Annotated in this window: 23 protein-coding genes; 16 read left to right on the forward strand and 7 right to left on the reverse strand. The window is 56.3% G+C overall.

The annotated features are described in order from the left end of the window. Position 1 precedes the first annotated feature (1 nt). On the reverse strand, positions 2 to 157 hold the full coding sequence (locus tag Q0775_RS17340; RefSeq protein ID WP_298863941.1) for a hypothetical protein: 156 nt from the start codon (positions 155 to 157) through the stop codon (positions 2 to 4). 82 nt (positions 158 to 239) lie between these two features. Here Q0775_RS17340 and Q0775_RS17345 point away from each other — a divergent pair, with 82 nt between their 5' ends. Further along, a complete protein-coding gene (locus tag Q0775_RS17345; protein ID WP_298863943.1) occupies positions 240 to 680 on the forward strand; it encodes an Rrf2 family transcriptional regulator in 441 nt (146 codons plus the stop codon). Here Q0775_RS17345 and Q0775_RS17350 read toward each other — a convergent pair. After that, positions 677 to 1,414 (reverse strand): SUMF1/EgtB/PvdO family nonheme iron enzyme, encoded by a 738-nt coding sequence (locus Q0775_RS17350; RefSeq protein ID WP_298863947.1) that lies wholly within the window; start codon positions 1,412 to 1,414, stop codon positions 677 to 679. The genes Q0775_RS17345 and Q0775_RS17350 overlap by 4 nt on opposite strands. 20 nt (positions 1,415 to 1,434) lie before the next feature. Next, on the reverse strand, positions 1,435 to 2,655 hold the full coding sequence (nirK, locus tag Q0775_RS17355) for a copper-containing nitrite reductase (protein ID WP_298863954.1): 1,221 nt from the start codon (positions 2,653 to 2,655) through the stop codon (positions 1,435 to 1,437). 172 nt (positions 2,656 to 2,827) lie between these two features. On the opposite strand from nirK, the gene Q0775_RS17360 reads away from it, so the two are divergent. Continuing rightward, complete coding sequence (locus tag Q0775_RS17360; protein WP_298863956.1) at positions 2,828 to 3,517, forward strand: Crp/Fnr family transcriptional regulator; 690 nt, start codon at positions 2,828 to 2,830, stop codon at positions 3,515 to 3,517. A 2-nt stretch (positions 3,518 to 3,519) separates the two neighbouring features. On the opposite strand, the gene Q0775_RS17365 is transcribed toward Q0775_RS17360, so the two are convergent. Continuing rightward, positions 3,520 to 3,729 (reverse strand): DUF1858 domain-containing protein, encoded by a 210-nt coding sequence (locus Q0775_RS17365; protein WP_298863958.1) that lies wholly within the window; start codon positions 3,727 to 3,729, stop codon positions 3,520 to 3,522. A 129-nt stretch (positions 3,730 to 3,858) separates the two neighbouring features. On the opposite strand from Q0775_RS17365, the gene Q0775_RS17370 reads away from it, so the two are divergent. From Q0775_RS17370 to Q0775_RS17410, 9 genes are all read left to right on the forward strand, one after another. Next, positions 3,859 to 4,311, forward strand: coding sequence for a cytochrome c (locus tag Q0775_RS17370; protein WP_298863960.1), 453 nt, complete (start codon positions 3,859 to 3,861; stop codon positions 4,309 to 4,311). A 67-nt stretch (positions 4,312 to 4,378) separates the two neighbouring features. Further along, positions 4,379 to 5,728, forward strand: a complete 1,350-nt coding sequence (locus Q0775_RS17375) for a cbb3-type cytochrome c oxidase subunit I (RefSeq protein WP_298863962.1) — start codon at positions 4,379 to 4,381, stop codon at positions 5,726 to 5,728. Positions 5,729 to 5,730: 2 nt separating this feature from the next. Further along, complete coding sequence (locus Q0775_RS17380) at positions 5,731 to 6,528, forward strand: CbbQ/NirQ/NorQ/GpvN family protein (protein ID WP_298863964.1); 798 nt, start codon at positions 5,731 to 5,733, stop codon at positions 6,526 to 6,528. A 5-nt stretch (positions 6,529 to 6,533) separates the two neighbouring features. Beyond that, positions 6,534 to 8,426 (forward strand): VWA domain-containing protein, encoded by a 1,893-nt coding sequence (locus Q0775_RS17385; protein WP_298863966.1) that lies wholly within the window; start codon positions 6,534 to 6,536, stop codon positions 8,424 to 8,426. Between the two features lies 1 nt (position 8,427). After that, positions 8,428 to 8,604: a protein NnrT gene (locus Q0775_RS17390; RefSeq protein ID WP_298863968.1), complete on the forward strand. Its 177-nt coding sequence runs from the start codon at positions 8,428 to 8,430 to the stop codon at positions 8,602 to 8,604. Next, positions 8,601 to 8,828, forward strand: a complete 228-nt coding sequence (locus tag Q0775_RS17395; RefSeq protein WP_298863971.1) for an NnrT protein — start codon at positions 8,601 to 8,603, stop codon at positions 8,826 to 8,828. The genes Q0775_RS17390 and Q0775_RS17395 overlap by 4 nt, the downstream gene beginning before the upstream one ends. Further along, a complete protein-coding gene (locus tag Q0775_RS17400; RefSeq protein WP_298863975.1) occupies positions 8,825 to 9,082 on the forward strand; it encodes a DUF6522 family protein in 258 nt (85 codons plus the stop codon). Before Q0775_RS17395 ends, Q0775_RS17400 begins: the two co-directional genes overlap by 4 nt. Next, positions 9,079 to 10,272: an NnrS family protein gene (locus Q0775_RS17405; RefSeq protein WP_298863978.1), complete on the forward strand. Its 1,194-nt coding sequence runs from the start codon at positions 9,079 to 9,081 to the stop codon at positions 10,270 to 10,272. Before Q0775_RS17400 ends, Q0775_RS17405 begins: the two co-directional genes overlap by 4 nt. A 3-nt stretch (positions 10,273 to 10,275) precedes the next feature. Continuing rightward, a complete protein-coding gene (locus Q0775_RS17410; RefSeq protein WP_298863981.1) occupies positions 10,276 to 10,959 on the forward strand; it encodes an NnrU family protein in 684 nt (227 codons plus the stop codon). On the opposite strand, the gene Q0775_RS17415 is transcribed toward Q0775_RS17410, so the two are convergent. Continuing rightward, positions 10,947 to 12,077, reverse strand: coding sequence for a pyridoxal phosphate-dependent aminotransferase (locus Q0775_RS17415; protein WP_298863984.1), 1,131 nt, complete (start codon positions 12,075 to 12,077; stop codon positions 10,947 to 10,949). The two genes, Q0775_RS17410 and Q0775_RS17415, sit on opposite strands and share 13 nt — an antisense overlap. A 24-nt stretch (positions 12,078 to 12,101) precedes the next feature. Between Q0775_RS17415 and Q0775_RS17420 the strand changes: the two genes are divergently transcribed. Beyond that, positions 12,102 to 12,860 carry an MBL fold metallo-hydrolase gene (locus Q0775_RS17420; protein WP_298863988.1) on the forward strand — a complete coding sequence of 253 codons (759 nt, stop codon included), beginning with the start codon at positions 12,102 to 12,104 and terminating at the stop codon, positions 12,858 to 12,860. Between the two features lie 50 nt (positions 12,861 to 12,910). On the opposite strand, the gene Q0775_RS17425 is transcribed toward Q0775_RS17420, so the two are convergent. Continuing rightward, positions 12,911 to 13,636 carry an SDR family oxidoreductase gene (locus tag Q0775_RS17425; RefSeq protein WP_298863991.1) on the reverse strand — a complete coding sequence of 242 codons (726 nt, stop codon included), beginning with the start codon at positions 13,634 to 13,636 and terminating at the stop codon, positions 12,911 to 12,913. A 327-nt stretch (positions 13,637 to 13,963) separates the two neighbouring features. On the opposite strand from Q0775_RS17425, the gene Q0775_RS17430 reads away from it, so the two are divergent. The 4 genes from Q0775_RS17430 to Q0775_RS17445 are packed head-to-tail and all read left to right on the forward strand — an operon-like array spanning position 13,964 to position 18,271. After that, entirely contained in the window at positions 13,964 to 14,989 is a 1,026-nt protein-coding gene (locus tag Q0775_RS17430) for a helix-turn-helix domain-containing protein (RefSeq protein WP_298863994.1), read from the forward strand. Between the two features lie 23 nt (positions 14,990 to 15,012). Further along, positions 15,013 to 16,344, forward strand: a complete 1,332-nt coding sequence (locus tag Q0775_RS17435; protein WP_298863997.1) for an AAA family ATPase — start codon at positions 15,013 to 15,015, stop codon at positions 16,342 to 16,344. After that, complete coding sequence (locus Q0775_RS17440; RefSeq protein WP_298864000.1) at positions 16,344 to 17,258, forward strand: ParB N-terminal domain-containing protein; 915 nt, start codon at positions 16,344 to 16,346, stop codon at positions 17,256 to 17,258. The genes Q0775_RS17435 and Q0775_RS17440 overlap by 1 nt, the downstream gene beginning before the upstream one ends. A 29-nt stretch (positions 17,259 to 17,287) precedes the next feature. Next, complete coding sequence (locus tag Q0775_RS17445) at positions 17,288 to 18,271, forward strand: class 1 fructose-bisphosphatase (RefSeq protein ID WP_298864003.1); 984 nt, start codon at positions 17,288 to 17,290, stop codon at positions 18,269 to 18,271. Between the two features lie 3 nt (positions 18,272 to 18,274). Here the strand turns inward: Q0775_RS17445 and Q0775_RS17450 are convergent, their stop codons facing one another. Then, positions 18,275 to 18,922 carry a GntR family transcriptional regulator gene (locus tag Q0775_RS17450; RefSeq protein WP_298864006.1) on the reverse strand — a complete coding sequence of 216 codons (648 nt, stop codon included), beginning with the start codon at positions 18,920 to 18,922 and terminating at the stop codon, positions 18,275 to 18,277. Between the last annotated feature and the right edge of the window lie 17 nt (positions 18,923 to 18,939).

Here is an 18,939-nt window from a genome sequence, read left to right on the forward strand (position 1 = left end):
GTCACGACATGATTATCCACATCACAAACAAGCTGACGATAAGGTAAACCAGCGTGTTTACCATCCAACGGATCAGCCCTGCCTCGCCTTCGGGATCAACGCCAAGGCGTTCGCAAACTTTCGTTCCGGGCCACAGGAATGCTTCGGAGAGTGTCATGGGAATCGCCTTTTAATTGGTATTATATATGCGTAATATCTAGCGCTTTTAAATCCGCATTACAAATGCTAAATATCATCTCATGCAACTTGATAAATTCACCGACTACGCTCTACGCGTTCTGATGACACTGGCCGTGCGCACGCCCGACCGTGTGCCAACCTCCGAGATCGCAGCGATCTTTGCGCTGTCAGAAAACCACCTGTCCAAAGTTGCGACCCAGCTTGTCGCCCACGGCTTTGCCCAGTCTGTGCGCGGGCGCAATGGCGGCCTTGTGCTTGCCCGCCCCGCTGCGGAAATCCGCGTTGGCGACGTGGTGCGCGCGATGAAGCGTGACGATGCCGTGGTGGAATGCTTTGGCACAAACAAGTCGTGCCTGATCCTGCCTGCCTGCGGATTGCGCTCCCCCCTCGCCTTGGCGCAGGAGGCGTTCTTCTCGACGCTTGACGGCTATACACTGGCCGATGTCACGCAACAGCGCAGCGCACTTGTCAAACTCCTTGAGGAAACCGCCAAGCCCTAGCTTTGGCCCGCAACCAGCCGTATCCCGAGATGGGCAGGCGGGGTGCCAACGGCACATCCACCTCGTGCAGGATCGCGTACCAGATAGGACATCACCGCCTCATGCTCCCCTCCCATGACATAGGCAGGACAACGGGCAGGATCGGTCCTGCTCCCCTGCCCGTCCGATCCAGCATAGCAGTCTCGCGTCCACTCCCAGACATTCCCGTCCAGATCCTCGATCCCCGTTGACGTCACACTAAACGATCCACTGGGGCGCAGGGCGCGGCCTGTCCTGCTCGCCTCTGTCAGATAGGTCGAGGCCCAAGTCAGGGATGGATCGGTAAAGATCGGGTCAGGTGTTTTAGGCATGACTTCGGCCGCGAGTTCGGTCCACTCAGCCGCTGTGGGCAGACGCCAGATCGTGTCGCCTGTGGCATTCATCCAGCGCAGGTATTCCATCGCATCAGGATAACTGAGGCCCGTTGCAGGATAATCCCCCAACGCAGAGCGGTTGGAAATGGACAGGGTGCAATACCCCGCCTCATAGCATATTTTCCACTGTGCCACAGTCACCTCACGTTTTTGCACGCGCAGGGTTTCACCGTTTTGCATCGCGACAATCGCGGTATTCATATCAGCCAAGGCAACAGTTTTGGGGCCGCGCAACATCTGCACAGCCCCGAACATTACTGCGACCAAAGCACTACCACCAAGCAGGATAGAAAGACTTTTTGGTTTTAGTGCTCTGGTCATTATCTTAGTCTCCTAAAGGATCAAGCTTCGAACTCATGCGGCGCGGTAACCTGCTCCATCAATGCATTGTCCCATTCGCCTTCAACGAGGAAGTGCGCGGTTGCACCCAACAGGGCCGCCTCGATCAAATTGTGGTTGACGTAGGCATAGACACCCGGCTGCTCGAAAGTATACATCGCCGCCATTGCAGTGCCGCCCCGCACGAACCATGTCTCAAGGCCAGTCATGGGTGGCTCACTAAAGGAAGTCTCCCAGACATAATTGCCATGCCCCCCGATGAGGTGTGGGCGGCTGTCACGGTTGGCCTGATTGTGGATCATCAGAACAGTTTCACCCACGTTGAACTTCATCGCGTTCTCGCCAGTGATGGCACCCACGGCACCATTGAACACACAGTGGGTCGGGGTCAGGGTCCGCATCGCATCGATGCTGTCGGAGTAGTCCTCCCCCGCAGTCTCGTACTGGATATATTCGCCATCCTCGTCCATCGGCAGGTAGTAATCCTGCTCGCCGATATAGGCGATCTTGTCATAGGTCAGCTGGTTGCCATCCTTGTCCTTGAGACCATCGCGCGGCAGAACCATCACCGCGCCGTTCATGCCGTGGGTCACGTGATAGGGGATCATCGCGCCACCAGGGGCACAGTGATAAGTAAAGCAGCCCGGCTTGGTCGCTTTCCAGCGCAGCACAACTTCCTCACCCGGAAAGACGTGGGTCAGGCCACCACCACCGAGCGCGCCAGTTGAGGCGTGAAAGTCGATGTTATGCTCCATCATGCTGTCCGCTGGGTTGCGCAAAGTCAGCTCAACCATATCCCCCTCGTGACAAATAATCAGCGGACCGGGGACAGACCCATTGTAGGTCAGCGCCCAAACGGAGGCACCAGTATCTTCATCCACCACCATCAAACGCTCGGTGGTTTCCATGGTGATCTCGATGATCTTTGGTCCACCAGTGGCGATTTGCTCATGCACGGGGGCATAGGGTGGTGCGACCAGCTCTTGCTTGACGCGGGTATAACCGCTGAGGTCGGCCGCTTTTGCGGTGCTGTCTGCACTCTGCTTGGCTGCCGCTTTATAGAGATTCTTGGAAGTCGCGTTCGCGATATCGAGCCGTGGGGCATGCGCCTTGGCCACAGCAGCCCCTGCACCAGTAAGCGCCGCAGCACCCGCAAGCATGGAGCCGCGCAGGACATTGCGGCGGTTGGTTTTAATAAGGCCAGGGTTGATGAATTTTGTCATGGCGTAGTTTCCTTCTGAGAGGTTTATTTGGTGTTGAAGGCAGAATACGCCTCGTGCGGACCCGAACGTTGTTCTAGAGCAACCTTTGGCGCGATGCGTCGGCGCTGCACAAACACTAGCCAGCGACAGATATTGGCCCTAAGCTTTTGTACGGGGATACGAGGAACGAGCGGTGCATAGATTAGACGAGAGCCTTCTGGCCCCCCTGCCCCCGTTCTCATTTTTGGAACGGCCCCAGATCAGGGCAATACTCGATCGCGCCACCAGCCGCCGCTTTGATGAAGGGGTATCTGTGTTTGAAGAGGGCGCTGCGGCGAACAGTTTCTATCTCCTGCTCGACGGCACCATCCGCGTAGTCAAGATCACCCCCGACGGAGAGCAGGTCACGTCGCTACATATTCCAGCAGGGCAGTTGTTCGGCATTGCCCCTTCGCTGGGGCGCGACACCTATCCTGCTACAGCCATCGCCGCCTCGGAGCTGTTGACGCTGTGCTGGCCAACGTCACTGTGGCACTCCTTTGTCACAGACTACCCCGGATTTGCCACCGAGACTTACAAGACCGTTGGCAACCGCGTGGCCGAAATGAACAACCGCATCGTCGAGATGTCGACACAACACGTGGAGCAACGCATCGCGCGTGCGCTTCTGCGGCTGGTCAAACAGTCAGGCAAAAAGACGGAGATCGGAATCGAAATTGATTTCCCGATCACGCGTCAGGATGTCTCGGAGATGACTGGCACCACACTCCATACGGTGAGCCGTCTTTTAAGCGCTTGGGAAAAGGACGGGTTAGTAAATTCCAAACGCAAGAAGATCATCGTCTGCGATCCGCACCGCTTGGTCGTACTTGGCGGCGCTTGACGCTAGATACCCACCGCCGCATGTAACTCGGCACGGAACACCCATTCATCCAGATCATATTCTCGACAGGCATCAATCACCGTGTGAAACGATGCCACCATACAACCCACACAGAGCATCTTGTGACGCAAAAAAACTGAGACCGTCTCGGGCCAGAGTGACATCAACGTATCAAGTGGCATTTCGGGGTCGTCCATGAGCGGCGGTTTCATAACACCCATTCCTTTCAGCTTCCTCTCTTCTAACCGCCCCAATCTCTCCAAACGTTGCGCCAGCACAAACTTCGTCTGGAAGGGCGCTGCTATCCCTCGCTTCAATGTAGCTATTTGGAGGGCTAAGGGATGGCCGAAATCCTCACGAAATCACGGGCACGAAATATTTTCTATGCGGGGTCACTCTTCTTTGTGGTGATCTTTATCGTGCTCACGGCACAATCGCATCGATACGTTGTGAACGTATCAACCGCTGGCATGCCGCTGAGCGAGGAAGTCATCCTCGGCAAACATGTCTGGGAGCGCAACTCCTGCATCAACTGTCACACGCTGCACGGCGAAGGGGCGTATTTCGCGCCCGAAGTCGGCAATGTCATGACCCGCTGGGGTGTGATGGATGATCCAGAGGCCGCGTTCGAGATATTGCAAGGCTGGATGAACGCCCAGCCCAGCGGCATCGAAGGCCGCCGCCAGATGCCCAACTTTAACCTCACCGACGAAGAAATCCGCGGTCTGGCGGAATTTTTGCGGTGGGCAGATCAAACCGACACGCAGGGCTGGCCGCCTAATGAAGCGGGTTGAGGGGACAAGCGCGATCCGAAAGGCGAAAGCCAGTTTTCGGAACAAATTGCGCGAGAAAGGATAAAAAATGAAGTATGAAACACAAAAAGTCGCCTACGCCTATTTCGTATGCGCCATGGCCCTTTTCGCCATTCAGGTGATCGGCGGCCTTGTTGCGGGGTGGATTTACGTCTCCCCCAACTTCCTGTCAGAGCTGTTGCCGTTCAATATCATCCGCATGATCCACACCAATGCGCTGATCGTCTGGCTGCTCTTGGGCTTCTTCGGTGCCGCTTATTTTCTGGTGCCCGAGGAATCGGAACGTGAGATTTACTCGGTCAAGCTCGCCTATCTCCAGCTTGCGATTCTTATGGTCGGCACACTGGGCGCTGTCGGTTCTTACCTTGTCGGCATCCACGGGGGCCGCGAGTTTCTGGAACAACCGCTCTGGGTCAAGTTCGGCATTCTTGTCGCCGCGCTGATCTTCCTCTTCAACATCTCTATGACAGTACTCGCGGGTAAGAAAACCGCGATCACCAACGTCCTCCTGATGGGTCTGTGGCTGCTGTCACTGCTCTGGATCTTTGCCTTCATCAATCCCGACAACCTGTCGCTTGATAAAATGTACTGGTGGTTTGTTGTACACCTCTGGGTCGAGGCCACATGGGAACTCGTGATGGCCGCAATCCTTGCCTTCTTGCTGCTCAAGCTGACAGGCGTGGACCGCGAGGTCGTGGAAAAATGGCTCTATGTCATCGTGGCCACTGCGCTCTTCTCGGGCATCCTTGGCACAGGTCACCACTTCTACTGGATCGGCTTGCCCGGTTACTGGCAGTGGGTCGGGTCGATCTTCTCGACTTTTGAGGTCATTCCATTCTTCCTGATGATGTCCTTTGCCTTCGTCATGGTCTGGAAAGGTCGTCGCAACCATCCAAACAAAGCAGCTCTCCTATGGTCACTGGGGTCTAGTACAGTCGCCTTCTTTGGCGCAGGTGTCTGGGGGTTCTTGCACACGCTGCACGGCGTCAACTTCTACAGCCACGGAACACAGATTACCGCGGCACATGGGCACCTCTCGTTCTATGGCGCTTATGTGGCTCTAAACCTCGCGATCTTCACCTATGCGATGCCGATCCTGCGCCAGCGACAGCCCTATAACCAAGTGCTGAATATGGCGAGTTTCTGGCTGATGACCGGCGGTATGGCATTCATGACCTTCGTGCTGACCTTTGCCGGGACCATCCAGACCCATATGCAGCGGGTCGTCGGTGATTATTACATGGAAGTGCAGGACAGCTTGTCGATCTTCTACATCATGCGCTTTGGTGCGGGGATTGCCGTAGTAATCGGTGCGCTGCTGTTCATCTACTCCCAGTTGGTGATCCGCAACAAAGAGATCATCGAGCCAGGTCCGGCACAACCGATTGCGGGGGAATAATCATGAACGCCATGACACATCCCGCAACCGTGCCAAACTATCACCAGACCGGACAGGAATGTACCCTGTTCGAAATGGCCCAAGCCAACCGTTTGCCCCTTCTTCTGAAGGGGCCGACGGGCTGCGGTAAAACCCGCTTTATCGAACACATGGCCGCCAAGACTGGTCGCAAGCTCTATACCGTGGCCTGCCACGATGACCTCTCCGCCGCTGACCTCATCGGGCGGTATCTGCTCAAAGGGGGAGAGACCGAATGGGTCGACGGGCCTCTCACTCGCGCAGTCCGCGAGGGGGCGATCTGCTATCTCGACGAGGTGGTTGAAGCCCGCAAGGACGTGACCGTGGTACTGCACCCGCTCACCGACAACCGCCGCACACTAATGATTGATCGCACGGGAGAGGAGTTGCATGCGCCCGAAGGGTTTATGTTGGTGGCCTCCTATAATCCCGGCTACCAAAACGTGCTGAAACGATTGAAACCCTCCACGCGGCAACGGTTCCTGTCGCTCAGCTTCGATTTTCCAGAGTCTGCGATCGAGACAAAAGTTGTGGCCGAGGAAAGCGGAATTAGCCTTGAGCGTGCTGCAGGTCTGGTCCGTTTGGGCGGTGCAATCCGCCGTCTGTCGGGTATGGATCTGGAGGAAGGTGTCTCCACCCGTCTGCTCATCTATGCCGCGACACTGATAAGTGCGGGTATGGGGTTTGATACCGCCATTGAGGCCGCTATCATCGAGCCGCTCAGCGATGATGTGGACATCCAACAAGCGCTGCGCGACCTCGTCGCCGCCACGTTCGGATAATTGCGATGGACCTGCACCCCCTTGACCTGATGGAGCCGGAGGAGACAGTCGGCAAGCTTTGGCACGATATGGCCGAAGGGATGGGTGCTGATCTCTCCTACCCCGACGCCGCCGTCACATTGGCTGCTGTTCGCACCAGCCTTGCCGTGCTGTTTCGCGCCTTGGGCGGTGCTGCGGGTGTCGAGTTGTCCGAAGCGCCTGCGCAACTGGTCCAACATCGCCGCACACTGCGCCGCCGCGTGGCAGTGGAGCGTGACAAACACTATGTCTCCAGCTTTGACGGCAGCGGCCTGCGCCTGCCTCCCCTTATCGACAATTTTTCCGACGCCGCCTTAAACCGCGCTGCATACTTCTGGCTCACCGCCCTCGCCGCCTGTTCCGATCTGGAGGCAATGCCCCTACCCTTCCTCGACGAGGGCCGCCAAGCGTTTGATGCAGCGCAGATTGCCATGAACGCGCATGCAGGGGACCGCGCCTATGCACAGTGCGCTGGATTGCGTGGCGCATATGGCAACATGGTTCAGCACGTTATTGCAGGGCGCCAACCGCAGACCCTTCCAACCGCAGAAGCCGCAATGGAATGTGCTGTTCGCAATCAACTCAATGGTGTGTGTACCGTGACGCCAACGCCAAAGTCACGCACCTATACACCATTCCAATCTGTTCCAATCTGGCTGCACTTTAACGCTCCCACCGGAGGCGACGCCGCCGTGGAGGCGACCGAAACCGATGCCCCGCCCCCCACCGCCACCATGACAAAACGCAAGCTTGGCATGCGCAAGGATCGCGGCGAGGCCAACCGCAAGGACAGCTTTATCCTGCACCGTTTTGAATCGATCCTGTCGTGGGTCGAGTCCATGAACCTAAACCGCTCTGTCGATGATGACGACGACGAGAACGCCCAGAAGGCCGCAGATGATCAGGACGAAATTACGCTGTCGAAAGTCGACAAACGCGCCGCGACCCGCCTGCGCCTCCACCTCGACCTGTCGCCCGCTGATGCGGACCATGAAGCGTTGGCAGGGGAGTTCACCTACCCTGAGTGGAACCACCAAAGCCGCAGTTATATGCCCGACCACTGCCGCGTATTGGAAGCGCCACCACAGGCCACGAGTGAGACGTTTGCGCCCAATCCACGCCTAATGCGCGAGGTGCGCCGCCAGTTTGAAGGGCTGCACCCCCGCCGCATTCTGCGCCCGCGCCAGATCGACGGGCCCGAGCTTGACCTCGACGCGCTCATCGCCAGCCGTGCGGAGATTCAAGCAACGGGTCAGGGGAGTGATCGCATCTGGCAAGCCAGCCGTCAGGTGGAGCGTGATCTGGCTGTGGCTTTCCTTATCGATACCTCCCGCTCAACCGAAGCAGCAGTGGGCGAGACATCAGTCATCGACGTAGCCCGCGAAACGCTCGCGGCGCTGGCAGGCGGCATTGACGCGGCTGGCGACCGTTTTGGCATTTGGGGGTTTTCCTCACTCAAACGCGATCGCATTTTTGTGACCCGTTGCAAGGATTTTGACACGCCCATGTCAGGTGAAGTCACCCAGAACATTGGCGCTTTGCGGCCCTGCCATTACACTCGGCTCGGCACCGCGATCCGCCATGTGAGTGCGCATCTGGCCAAGGAAACTGCCACACGAAAGTTGCTCATCGTCTTGACCGATGGCAAGCCAAACGATCTCGACCACTATGAGGGCCAACACGGCATCGAAGACAGTCACATGGCCGTGCGCGAAGCGCGACGCAGCGGTCAAACCCTGCACGGGGTTATCATTGATGAAGACGGTCAAGACTGGTTTGCGCGTATTTTCGGGCGCGGTGGTTTCTCGCTTTTGCCCAACCCTGCACGGCTCACCCGCGCCCTTCCCGATATTTACCGACAACTCACTCAGGAGACTTAAGATGAGATACCTCATTGCGCTTTGCGCCATGGCCCTGCCCCTGCCCGCGCTGGCCGAAGCATACAACCGCCCCATCCCACAGGCCCAATCAGCCACCGCTGAATTCTGGTTTGCCATCGCTTCCATCGCGCTAATCGCTGCGCTTGTACTGGTGGCAAAGCTGGTGGCGCGAAAATGACCCAAAGCGGCTGGTCCCTGCGCAAAATTGCACTGGTGCTCTATCCCTTCGCGACGGGGGCAATGGCAACAAACGTGTTTTTCGCCTCTCTCATCGGCAGTTGGGTTGGCCTACCTGTCCTCTCCTCGGTATGGTCAATTGTACTAGGCGCCCTCATCGGCGTGCCAGCAACATGGGCCTTTGCCCACCATATCCGCAGCTTGATGGATAAATCAGACCAATGAAAATCGACCTGACCAAAGAGAACCCTACAATCGACGCCCATGATCTGGGTGAGGTGCTGGGGCTTCGTGCTGCAGAAGTGATTGAAGAGATGCGCAGCGGGGCCATAACGAGCACTTTTGAGACAGGAGTGGACGAGGACACCAGAACACATCGTTTGACCTTTTGGCATGGCGATTTGCGGGTACGCTTTACCTGCGACACCACAGGCACCGTGGTCAAAACCTCCCGAAACACAGCAAAGCGACGCCCATGACCTCAACCGAACAAATGCGTCAATGGGCAGGCCCTGCCCTGTTTTCCTACGGGTTTCGCCCGTTCTTTTTGTTCGGCGCGATTTGGGCTGCGGCTGCTATGGTGCTTTGGATTGCAATGCTGGCTGATGTACTGACATTACCGACACGGCTTGATCCTGTTTCATGGCATGCCCATGAATTTCTGTTCGGATATCTGGGGGCGATCATCGCCGGTTTTTTGCTCACGGCCGTGCCGAATTGGACGGGTCGTCTGCCAGTAGTCGGCTGGCGGCTTGCCGCCTTGTTCGGGATTTGGATACTTGGAAGGGTCGCGATCGGCATATCTGCCCTTCTCCTTCTCGGCCTACCCGAAACCATTGATCTATTGTTTCCCGTTGGTTTGAGTGGTCTCATTTTGCGTGAGATTATTGTGGGTAAAAACTGGAAAAACCTCATCGTTCTGGTGCTTCTCGCGGTGTTTACTTTTGCAAACTTGCTCTTCCATCTGGATGCAGCACACGGTGGCATAGCGGCCCAAGGCGTCGGTATGCGCCTTGGTGTTGTATCAATTTTGATTATGATAAGTGTGATTGGCGGGCGGATTGTGCCGTCCTTCACCCGTAACTGGATGATAAAGCAGGGCCAGACCGATCTACCCACACCGCCAATGCAGCGGTTCGACAAGGCGACACTGGTCGTGACCGCTCTCGCTCTTGGCATTTGGGTTTTCATGCCAGATGGGAAAATCAGCGGTGTCGCACTGGTGCTGATCGCTGGTTTGCACATCATGCGGCTTGCGCGCTGGAAGGGTATAAACACGTTGTCCGAACCGCTCCTTTGGGTGTTGCATTTGGCATATCTGATGATCCCGCTGGGTGCGTTGAGCGAGGGTTTTGCGATCCTTCAACCGGATTTGATTGCCATAGGCAGCGCCCAGCATTTGTGGATGGCGGGCGGGTTTGCCCTTATGACGCTTGCAGTGATGGTACGCGCCACTTTGGGCCACACCGGTCAGGACTTAAAGGCAAGCCCTGCCATCGTTGCCATATTTGGGAGTGTAATCGCCGCTGTGGTAATGCGCCTTTGCGCAGGTATTTGGCCAGCGGGCGCCATGGTGCTTTATTCACTCTCTGCTGTGTTCTGGATTGGCGCATTTGGTGGCTTTGCCGTGCTAATGGGACCTTCTCTTCTGCGTAAAAAGGAGGGCTAAGCGATGATCAGCTGGCCTGTTTTTGCACTCACATTTGCGGGGTTCTTTCTTACCCACACGGTGCCAATTAGCCCGAATATCAAAGCGCAGTTGCAAGGGCTTCTCGGAGCCCGAGGCTTTTCCTTGGCCTATTCGGCTTTGTCACTATTCATGCTCGGAGCGGTGATCACAGCGGCCGCACATGCACCCTATGTCCAACTCTGGCCCCAAGCAGTTTGGCAGCATTATGTGGTGGGGATTGGGATGCTGGCGGTTTGTCTGCTGCTGGCGCTCACAATTGCGCGACCCAATCCATTTTCCTTTGGCGGCAGAAAAAACCATACCTTCGACCCCGCTCACGCTGGCATCATCCGCTTCACGCGCCATCCCTTGCTTGTCGCTCTGGCGCTTTGGTCGGGGTTGCATCTGCTACCCAACGGGGACTTGGCTCATGTGATCATGTTCGGGATATTTTTGGCGTTTGCCCTTTTGGGTTGCACAATTATTGATCGCCGCAACCGGCGGGTGACGGGAGCGACACAGTGGAAAGTACTTTTGCAAGATGTACGCGCAGCACCTTTCCCGCCAAAGCTCCAAAATCCGCGCGGCACCTTCATCAGGCTAGGGCTTGGCCTATTGGCCTATGTGGTGCTCATCATTTTGCATCCCCTGATCTTGGGCGTCGCCCCCCTCCCCTATCTCTTCTGATAATCATGCAGGCCTTGCGCCAGCCGGATCAGACCTTCCTCCAAATTGACCGCAGCACCACCGCCCACACCAAGGCGGATATGGTTCGGCTCATCATACGCACTGCCCGGGAGCAGGAAGGTACGGTAGGGATCGCCCAACAAAAAACGCGCAAACGGATCACTCTCGACGCCCTCGGGCAGACGCCCCAGCCCGATCAACCCCGCGCGGGGACTGACCCAGCTGAGAGCTTCATGAGCATCAACCCACGCGTTCATCTGGTCAAGGTTGGCCCGTCCCTCGGCGCGGGCCTTCTCCATCGCAGGGCCGTACCGATCGGGGCGCAGAGCGATCTCGGCGATGACCTCTCCCATGATGTTCATGATTTCCGAGGAATTTTCACGCAGAATCACAGCATCGTGGATTAGCCCCGCATCAGGGCAAATAATCCATCCCGTGCGCAGCCCTTGCAGCCCTAGCCCTTTGCTCACTGAGCCCGTGGTGATGCCCCGCGCATACATGCCCGCCACTGATGGCGCACGTGGGCCGTCCCATTCCAGACCAGCATAAACCTCATCCACCAAGAGCCACGCGCCCACACGATCAGCCATCTGCACAATCTTGCGCAGCTCGGAATCGTCCAGAACATCACCTGTGGGGTTGTTCGGGTTGCTAAGGAATATCATCTTGGTGCATTGGGTGATCGCCTCGGCCAACTCATCCAGCGGCAGACGCCAGTTGTTCGCTTCGCTCCGCGTGACCTTCACCACGTTGGCACCAATCGCTTTTGCAAGCACTTCGGCCTGCGGCCAGCCCGGCGTCTCGATCACAATCTCGTCGTCAGGTTGAAGCGTCTGCATGATCGCCAGATAATTGGCCTCCGCCGCCCCTGCAGTGATAAGCACATCTTTAGGCGTGCAAATCCCCTCCAGCCCCGCTTGGCGCAGCACATGTTCCTTTAATTCCGGCAGACCGCTGAAATCACGGTTGTTCCAGTCAAGCGGCAGGTCGGGGTCCAATTCGTCCAGAAAATCCCCGAGGCGTGGCGACTGTGACAGCGAAAACCCAACAATCGCTTCGGGCGTGCTTTGCGTGGTTTCAAGAAGGTATTGAAACAGCGTGTGTATCTTGACTTTCATATCGCGTCCTCGTTTGCTCAACCCATGAGAAACCATGCGCACCTAAAGGGCAAACCCATTCGTCTGGCGGTACTGGACTACGGCCTGTTTCAGGTCCACGCCAATGGCCGCATCATCGGCATTTGCGGTTTTGTGATCCAAACGGACGCAGATGAGACAGTGCTCATCGACACAGGCTTTCCGCAAAAATACGCCGAGGATGCGGAGGCGGCGACCCTAGAGGACGATCTCGGCAGTTTTGGCCGTGTATTGTCGGTCACCCCTGATAATATGCCCGTCGCACAGCTAGCCAAGCTGGGCCTTGCGCCAGACGACATCACGATGATGATCCAAAGCCATACCCACATCGATCATGTCGGACATATGGGCGCCTTTCCCGATGTGCCGATACTGATAGCCACTGCAGAACGCGCCCTGCCCCGCCCGCTTTATTGGTCGGGCAGGCAGGCGATGGAATGGCCAGAGGTGGAATACCTTCTGGTGGACGCAGACTTTTCTCTTGGAAGCGGGTTTGAGGTTTATCTTTGCCCCGGTCATGCACCGGGCCAACTGGCGTTCATGGTTGACCTGCCGCAAACAGGGCCCGTCTTGCTGACCTCCGATGCGATCAGCCGAGCGAGCGAGATCGACGAAAAATTTGCAGGGTCATGGGATGTGCCCCTTGCCATCCATCACGGGGCGCGCCTGATGAAGCTGGCACAGGAGCGCGAAGCGCTTGTCATCTTCGGCCATTCCCCCGAGCAATGGCCGACCCTGCGCAAAGCACCTGATTGGTTCAAATAGCCGTTCTCGCGTTTGCACCTGAAACGGAATTTTCAAAAATTCCGCGCACCCTACCGCACGTCACGTCCCTGATTCAAAATAATCACATTCCCGCTTGAGATATCGCCAGCTGGAGAGATCAGAAATCCGACCCAGCCGGCAATCTCGGACGGTTGCATCGCACGGCCATGGGGCATTTGCGCAATCGCTTTTTCCAGCACCTCTGCACTCACCACACCAAAGAGCGGCGTTTCCGTCATGGCAGGCGCAATGGAGTTCACCGCGATTTTGTCGGTGGCATAGCGCCGCGCCAGATCCTTGGTCAGCGTATCGAGGGCGGCCTTGGAAGCGCGGTAATGCGGCGGGTCAAATGCATCGAAATTATAGGCCCCGTTGGACGAGATATTGACGATCTTGCGCACGCCCTCGCGCCCCGCCATCAGCTTGATCGCAGCCTGACAACAATGAAACGCGCCCGAGAAATTCAGCGCCATCTGCCGCTCGAACTCATCTTCGGGAATATGAGGAAATTCCGACATGAAGCAGGTACCAGCATTATTGACCAAAGCATCAACTCCGCCATGGTCACGGGCAATCTGCACAAAAGCATCCGCAATCGCAGCACTCTTTGTGAGGTCGGTAACGATCCCTGTAAACGCAGGATCAGCACCCAGCTCCTCCAATCCGCCGGCGTCAATATCCAGACCTACGACGTGCATGCCATCTGCAATCAGACGCGCAACGATTGCACGACCCATTCCGCCTGCTGCCCCTGTGACAACTGCAATTTTATTCATCTTGGTCTCCTGCGACATTATACTGGATACGCTATCGCCCAAGTAACGGCCCCACAAGTCAAGGCATTTCGATGACCCCCTGCATTTCCAGAATACCTACGACCCACGCAACGGAGAACTCCGTCAGCGCTCTCAACAGGCTTGAGATCGAATAGTCATTGCATTTGACAACAAATATGCCCTAATACACGGACTAAGAGGGGGTACACCCTCCAAGAGGCAGACTGCCCACCGATGAAACCAAAATAGTTTCGGCGGTGGCAACTAGGTGAAACCGATCAGGGAGGTGCAGAAAACCCGACATACCCCATAAAACAAAAGGCTCGAATGGTTGCAGCCATCCGAGCCCTGTCCGTCAATGTCTGCAATGACACTGTCCGTTTGCTTGTTCCTGACAGTATCATTGCGCCCGAATCGCCGCAAGCCCTGCCTGCGGTGCATGGAGCTTTTATGTCTAAAATTCTGAACTGTGACCCTAATAAAGGCTTTGTAGCCTTTCCGGTCGCCCTGTTTGACCTCGATCTAACACCGGCCGCCTTTCGAACGCTGGCCGAGCTTTGCCGCATGGCAAACACCTCGGGCCAATGCTGGCCCTCCCTTGCCCAACTCGGCCGCCGTCTTGGACGCTCCCGCGCTTCAATCTCGACATACATCGCGGAGCTGCGCGAAGCGGGTGTACTGACTACCGAAGAGCAGAAAATGGCGAACGGTTACAACTACCGTCTGCGCTATACAGTAACCTTTTGGAAAAAATGGCGTGCAGGATTGGGTGCTGAGCAAAAAACAGACCCTACACCGCAGCACAAAGAACCTGAACGCAGCGTTCAGCCAGCTGTACGCCCGTTAAAAACTAAAAATCATATACATAAAAAACAACAGTTGGTCAGTGATCATTCAAATCTAGCTGATGAGTGGTGCAAGGCCGTTGGCAATGCACCCTACCCAACTTTTTCACGGTGCCCTACTGAAAAAATGATTCATGAAACCCAAATATATGTGGAGAATACCGCTCCCTCAAACCCTGTTATATCCGCGGATATTAAAGCTGCGTTGAAGGCGTTTGCCCAAAGACGGGAAATCTCAGAGGATTTTGACGAAGCAGCTGAAGCCTTGGTTCCGCTTGTCACCTCCAAAATTACGTTGGAAGTCTTGATCAAAGCTCTCGACGCTTCGTGGCAAGCCCATTGGAAAAAACCTCCAAACAGTTTCCAACTGCTCCGCATTCTAAAAGCACTGCCGCCCTCGACCGACGAGGCAACGCAGCAAAAACTTCTGAAATCCTATCTGCGCCGATGGAAACTCCATTTGGAGAGCTTGCCTTCAACAACTTTACACTCCAGAGTCGCAGCATAGCAATATCCGCGGATATAAAGATAATGGCATACGGGCAATTTGAGCAATTCATCCGCAATATGGGGCGGGTGATGACGCAAGTGAACACCAAGCTTCAGCGTGACCTCACCATGCGCAGTCGTGTTTCGCGCAGGTTTTCACAGACAGAGGTAGCGGAGTTTCTGGGCGTTGATACAACTTACCTCACCCGTATCGCAAAAGATGAGCCGAACTACCCTGATGGTGAAAAAATCGGCCGAGAGCGTAGTTTTTCGCCTTCCGAGATTCTGACCATACGGGGCATCCTAGCGAGCAGGCCTGGTGCGCGACGTGACCACCTGTATTGGCGCCAAGAGAGTGATCCACTCAAAGTAATAACCTTTGGTGCACAAAAAGGGGGCACAGGGAAATCGCTAACGGCCGCGCATTTTGCGCAATACCTTTCCTTGTTCTATGGTCTTCGTGTCGGGATTATTGATGCTGACCCTCAGGCCACGGCAAGCTTGTATTTTGCTGACGCTGACTTGCCATTGTTTGCACCTGATACCCCTACCCTAGCTGAGTTTATGGGGGTCGATGACCCTGGCGCATCCGAGCTGACACAGCGCAGTCCTGAAGAACTTAACGCGATCTGGCGGCCAACGCCTTGGCCGGGCGTGCGTTTGATCCCGGGCGGTGCGAACATCCAGAACGGCGACATCAGCCTGTTCTTTCTGTCACAGCGTGGTGGCGTCCCTGTTTACCGTGTTTTGCGCGACGCGATTGCCGGTTGGGATGCGGCACATAGGCCCCGCACTGCGATGTCGGATTTGCGCGATGCTAAAGGCGCGTTTGATCCTGTGCGGTTTGACGCGGCCCTCAATGAAACGCTTGATGTGATTGTCATTGACCAGCAGCCTTCGCTGACCTTGATGCAACTCAACGGTTTGATTGCTGCGGACAGTGTCGTGATCCCGCAAACGATGAAGGGCTTTGATCTTGCGACACTTGCCACCTACATCGGCAACATCGGCGAGTATCTGGAATTCATCATGGGGTTTGAGGCTGATCTGGAGATTGGCAACGGCAACCATGTCGTGCTGCCAACCATTGTGCAGGAACAGAATAATCAGGATACCGACCAGATTGCCGATCTTTACCGCCGATCTCCGCGTGAGATTAGTCAGGTTTGGTACGCCCGCTCTGATGCGATTGCGAACGCGGCGGAGGAGTACAAAAGCATTTACGAATATCTGCCGCCGCGCACACGGCGCACCTCCGCCAAGGCATTTATGAACAACGCCAACGCCGTGAACGATAGCCTCGTTGGGCGGGTTTTGCCGCATCTGCCGACGCGTGGGTTTGCAGAAGCATTTATCAAAGAAAGGTGGGGCTGATGGCACGCAAACGGAAGCTGGACGCAACGGCGATACCGCTCGAAGAGGAAATCGGTGAGGAAGGCAAACCCGGAATGGGTGGCATGTGGGGCGGCACGGCAATGAACATGCTGCGCCAGCGGTTGGAGGATACCCGAGCGACCATAACGGATGGTATTCTCAACGGCACTGTAGCGATTGAACTAATGCCTGCACAGATAGAAGACCCGACTGGGAGCGACCGCCAAACGGGATGGGAGGATGATCCCGAATTTCAGGCCTTAATGGATAATATAGCGCGGCGGGGCCAGACACAGGCGATCCGTGTGCGCCCTGTTGATACTGCTTGGGAGCCTGACCGTGATCATCCGCTGGATACAGCGGACAAGTTTATTATCCAGTCGGGGCGTCGTCGCCTTGCCGCGTGTCGTATGCTTGACCGTAAGGTCGTTGCGGTGATTGCGACCATTGAAGGAGAGGCCGCTCTGGCCGATCTTGAGGAGCGGTTTCATGAGAACACCATGCGTAAAAATCTTAGCGGCTTCGAGGAGTTGCTCTCAATCGGTCTGATCGCTGATGCTTTGGGCGATCTAAGTCAGCAGGAGATCGCACAGCGGCTCTCAGTGAGCCAGAATGACGTCTCACTTGGTCGCTCCTGCATGGAGATGCATGACCGCATCGTTGCCGAGGTCGATATTGAAAACACGCCCAAGCGGGCATTTCGCGAGATTATTCCGCGCCTGCGCGGCGGCGCTGTTGAAAAGGTAAAAAAGCCTGCGGCGAAAGTAACAAAAGCAAATAATGGCGCCATACACGTTGCGGTCAAAGCAGGATCAGGCGGGGCGCTGTCTCTCACGCTGAAGGGCGCAGATGTAGACGCCGAATGGCTGGCGAGGTCGGTTGCAGAACTGGTCGCCAAAAAGACCAACCACTAAGGGGCAGGAGCCCTCCGAAAGGATACGAGATGACACAGACCACTTTGCGCCAGCAGTTTCAGACAACAGGCGTTGACACCGATCTGATGATCCTGATGGAAGATATCGCAACCGCTTGCCGCATGATCGCGGATCGCGTGCGGCACGGTGCTTTTGCCGGCGTACTAGGGGCGGCGGAGACTGAGAATGTTCAGGGCGAAACGCAAAAGGAGCTTGATGTTATCTCGGACGAGATTTTTCAAGAGATTGTGGGGGCGAACCCGAATGTGGCGGCACTTGTCTCCGAGGAAGTTGACGACGTTAACTGGCGTAAGGTGGCTCCGCAGGCGGGGGATTTTGTAGTTTACTATGACCCGCTTGATGGGTCCTCAAATCTGGATGTAAATCTTTCTGTTGGAACCATTTTTTCCATTGTGCGGCTTGGTGCAGCGATTACGCCTGCGCCCGAAGCGGTGCAGATCAAAGGAACCGACCAGATCGCGGCAGGCTATGCGATTTACGGCCCTTCAACGGGTCTGGTGATAACCACTGGTCACGGGGTGGACGGATTTACCCATCATCCAGGATCGGGTGAATTCTTGCTGACACAGCCTGAAATGAGCATCCCGTCAGAGACACAGGAATTTGCGATCAATGCGTCGCGCTATGACCTATGGGATGCGCCTGTGCGCCAGTATATCGATGAGTGTCTGCGCGGGGCAAACGGACCACGGGGAAAGAAGTTCAACATGCGCTGGTGTGCTTCTATGGTTGCGGATGTGCACCGCATCCTGACGCGTGGCGGCGTGTTTTTGTACCCTAAGGACAGCGGCAATGCGGGGCAGGGCGGTAAGCTGCGCCTGATGTATGAAGCCAACCCGATGGGCATGCTGGTGGAGCAGGCGGGTGGGGCCTCCTCCACAGGATACGGGCGCATCATGGAAGTGGCCCCAACGGGTCATCACCAGCGGGTGTCAGTGATCCTCGGTTCGCGTGACGAAGTCGCAGTGATTGAGAGCTATCACAAAGATTAGGATCTAATCCGCCTCCTCGAGCCCTTGGGCGATATTAGAGTGCCCTTGCAGAATATCATTGTGGATTGCCTCACCCACTGCCTCATAATCCCCGTCGCGGAGTGCTTCGATGGTGACTTCGTGCATGTCGGGCATCGGGGTAGCGCGGTCTCGCTTGACCATGACCCGCAGGCTTGGCCCAACGCGCAGCCAGTGGGCGGCAGCAGTCGCCATCAGAATCTCTGCCTCGGAGTGTGCATACAGCGTCCAGTGGAAAACATGGTTGTGACGCAGGTACGCTTGGATGTCCCCGTCGCGCAGCGCCGCGTTCACTTGAGCGTCGATCTGCTCAAGTGCGTCAATATCTTTAGGCTCCATCCCCACAGCAGCAAGGCGCGCAATTTGTGGCTCAATCCCCGTGCGGGCGTAAGTCAACTCCTGGAGTTGCTCAAGCGTCAGTTCCGGCACCATCAAACGGCGATTGTCGCTGGCGCGCAGGGCACCTTCGGCAGTCAGGCGGCGGATTGCTTCGCGCGCAGGGGTAATACCCGTGCCAAGGCGCTCCACAATGCCATTAATCGTAACAGCTTCGCCTGGTGCCAGCTCCCCAAAGAGGATCAAATCGCGGGCTTTTCGGTAGGTGACTTCGTGGTCGGGCAGGGAGGTGGGCATGGCGAAACCTGTTCAGG

This window comes from uncultured Sulfitobacter sp. (assembly GCF_947499945.1).
Taxonomy (GTDB): Bacteria; Pseudomonadota; Alphaproteobacteria; order Rhodobacterales; family Rhodobacteraceae; genus Sulfitobacter.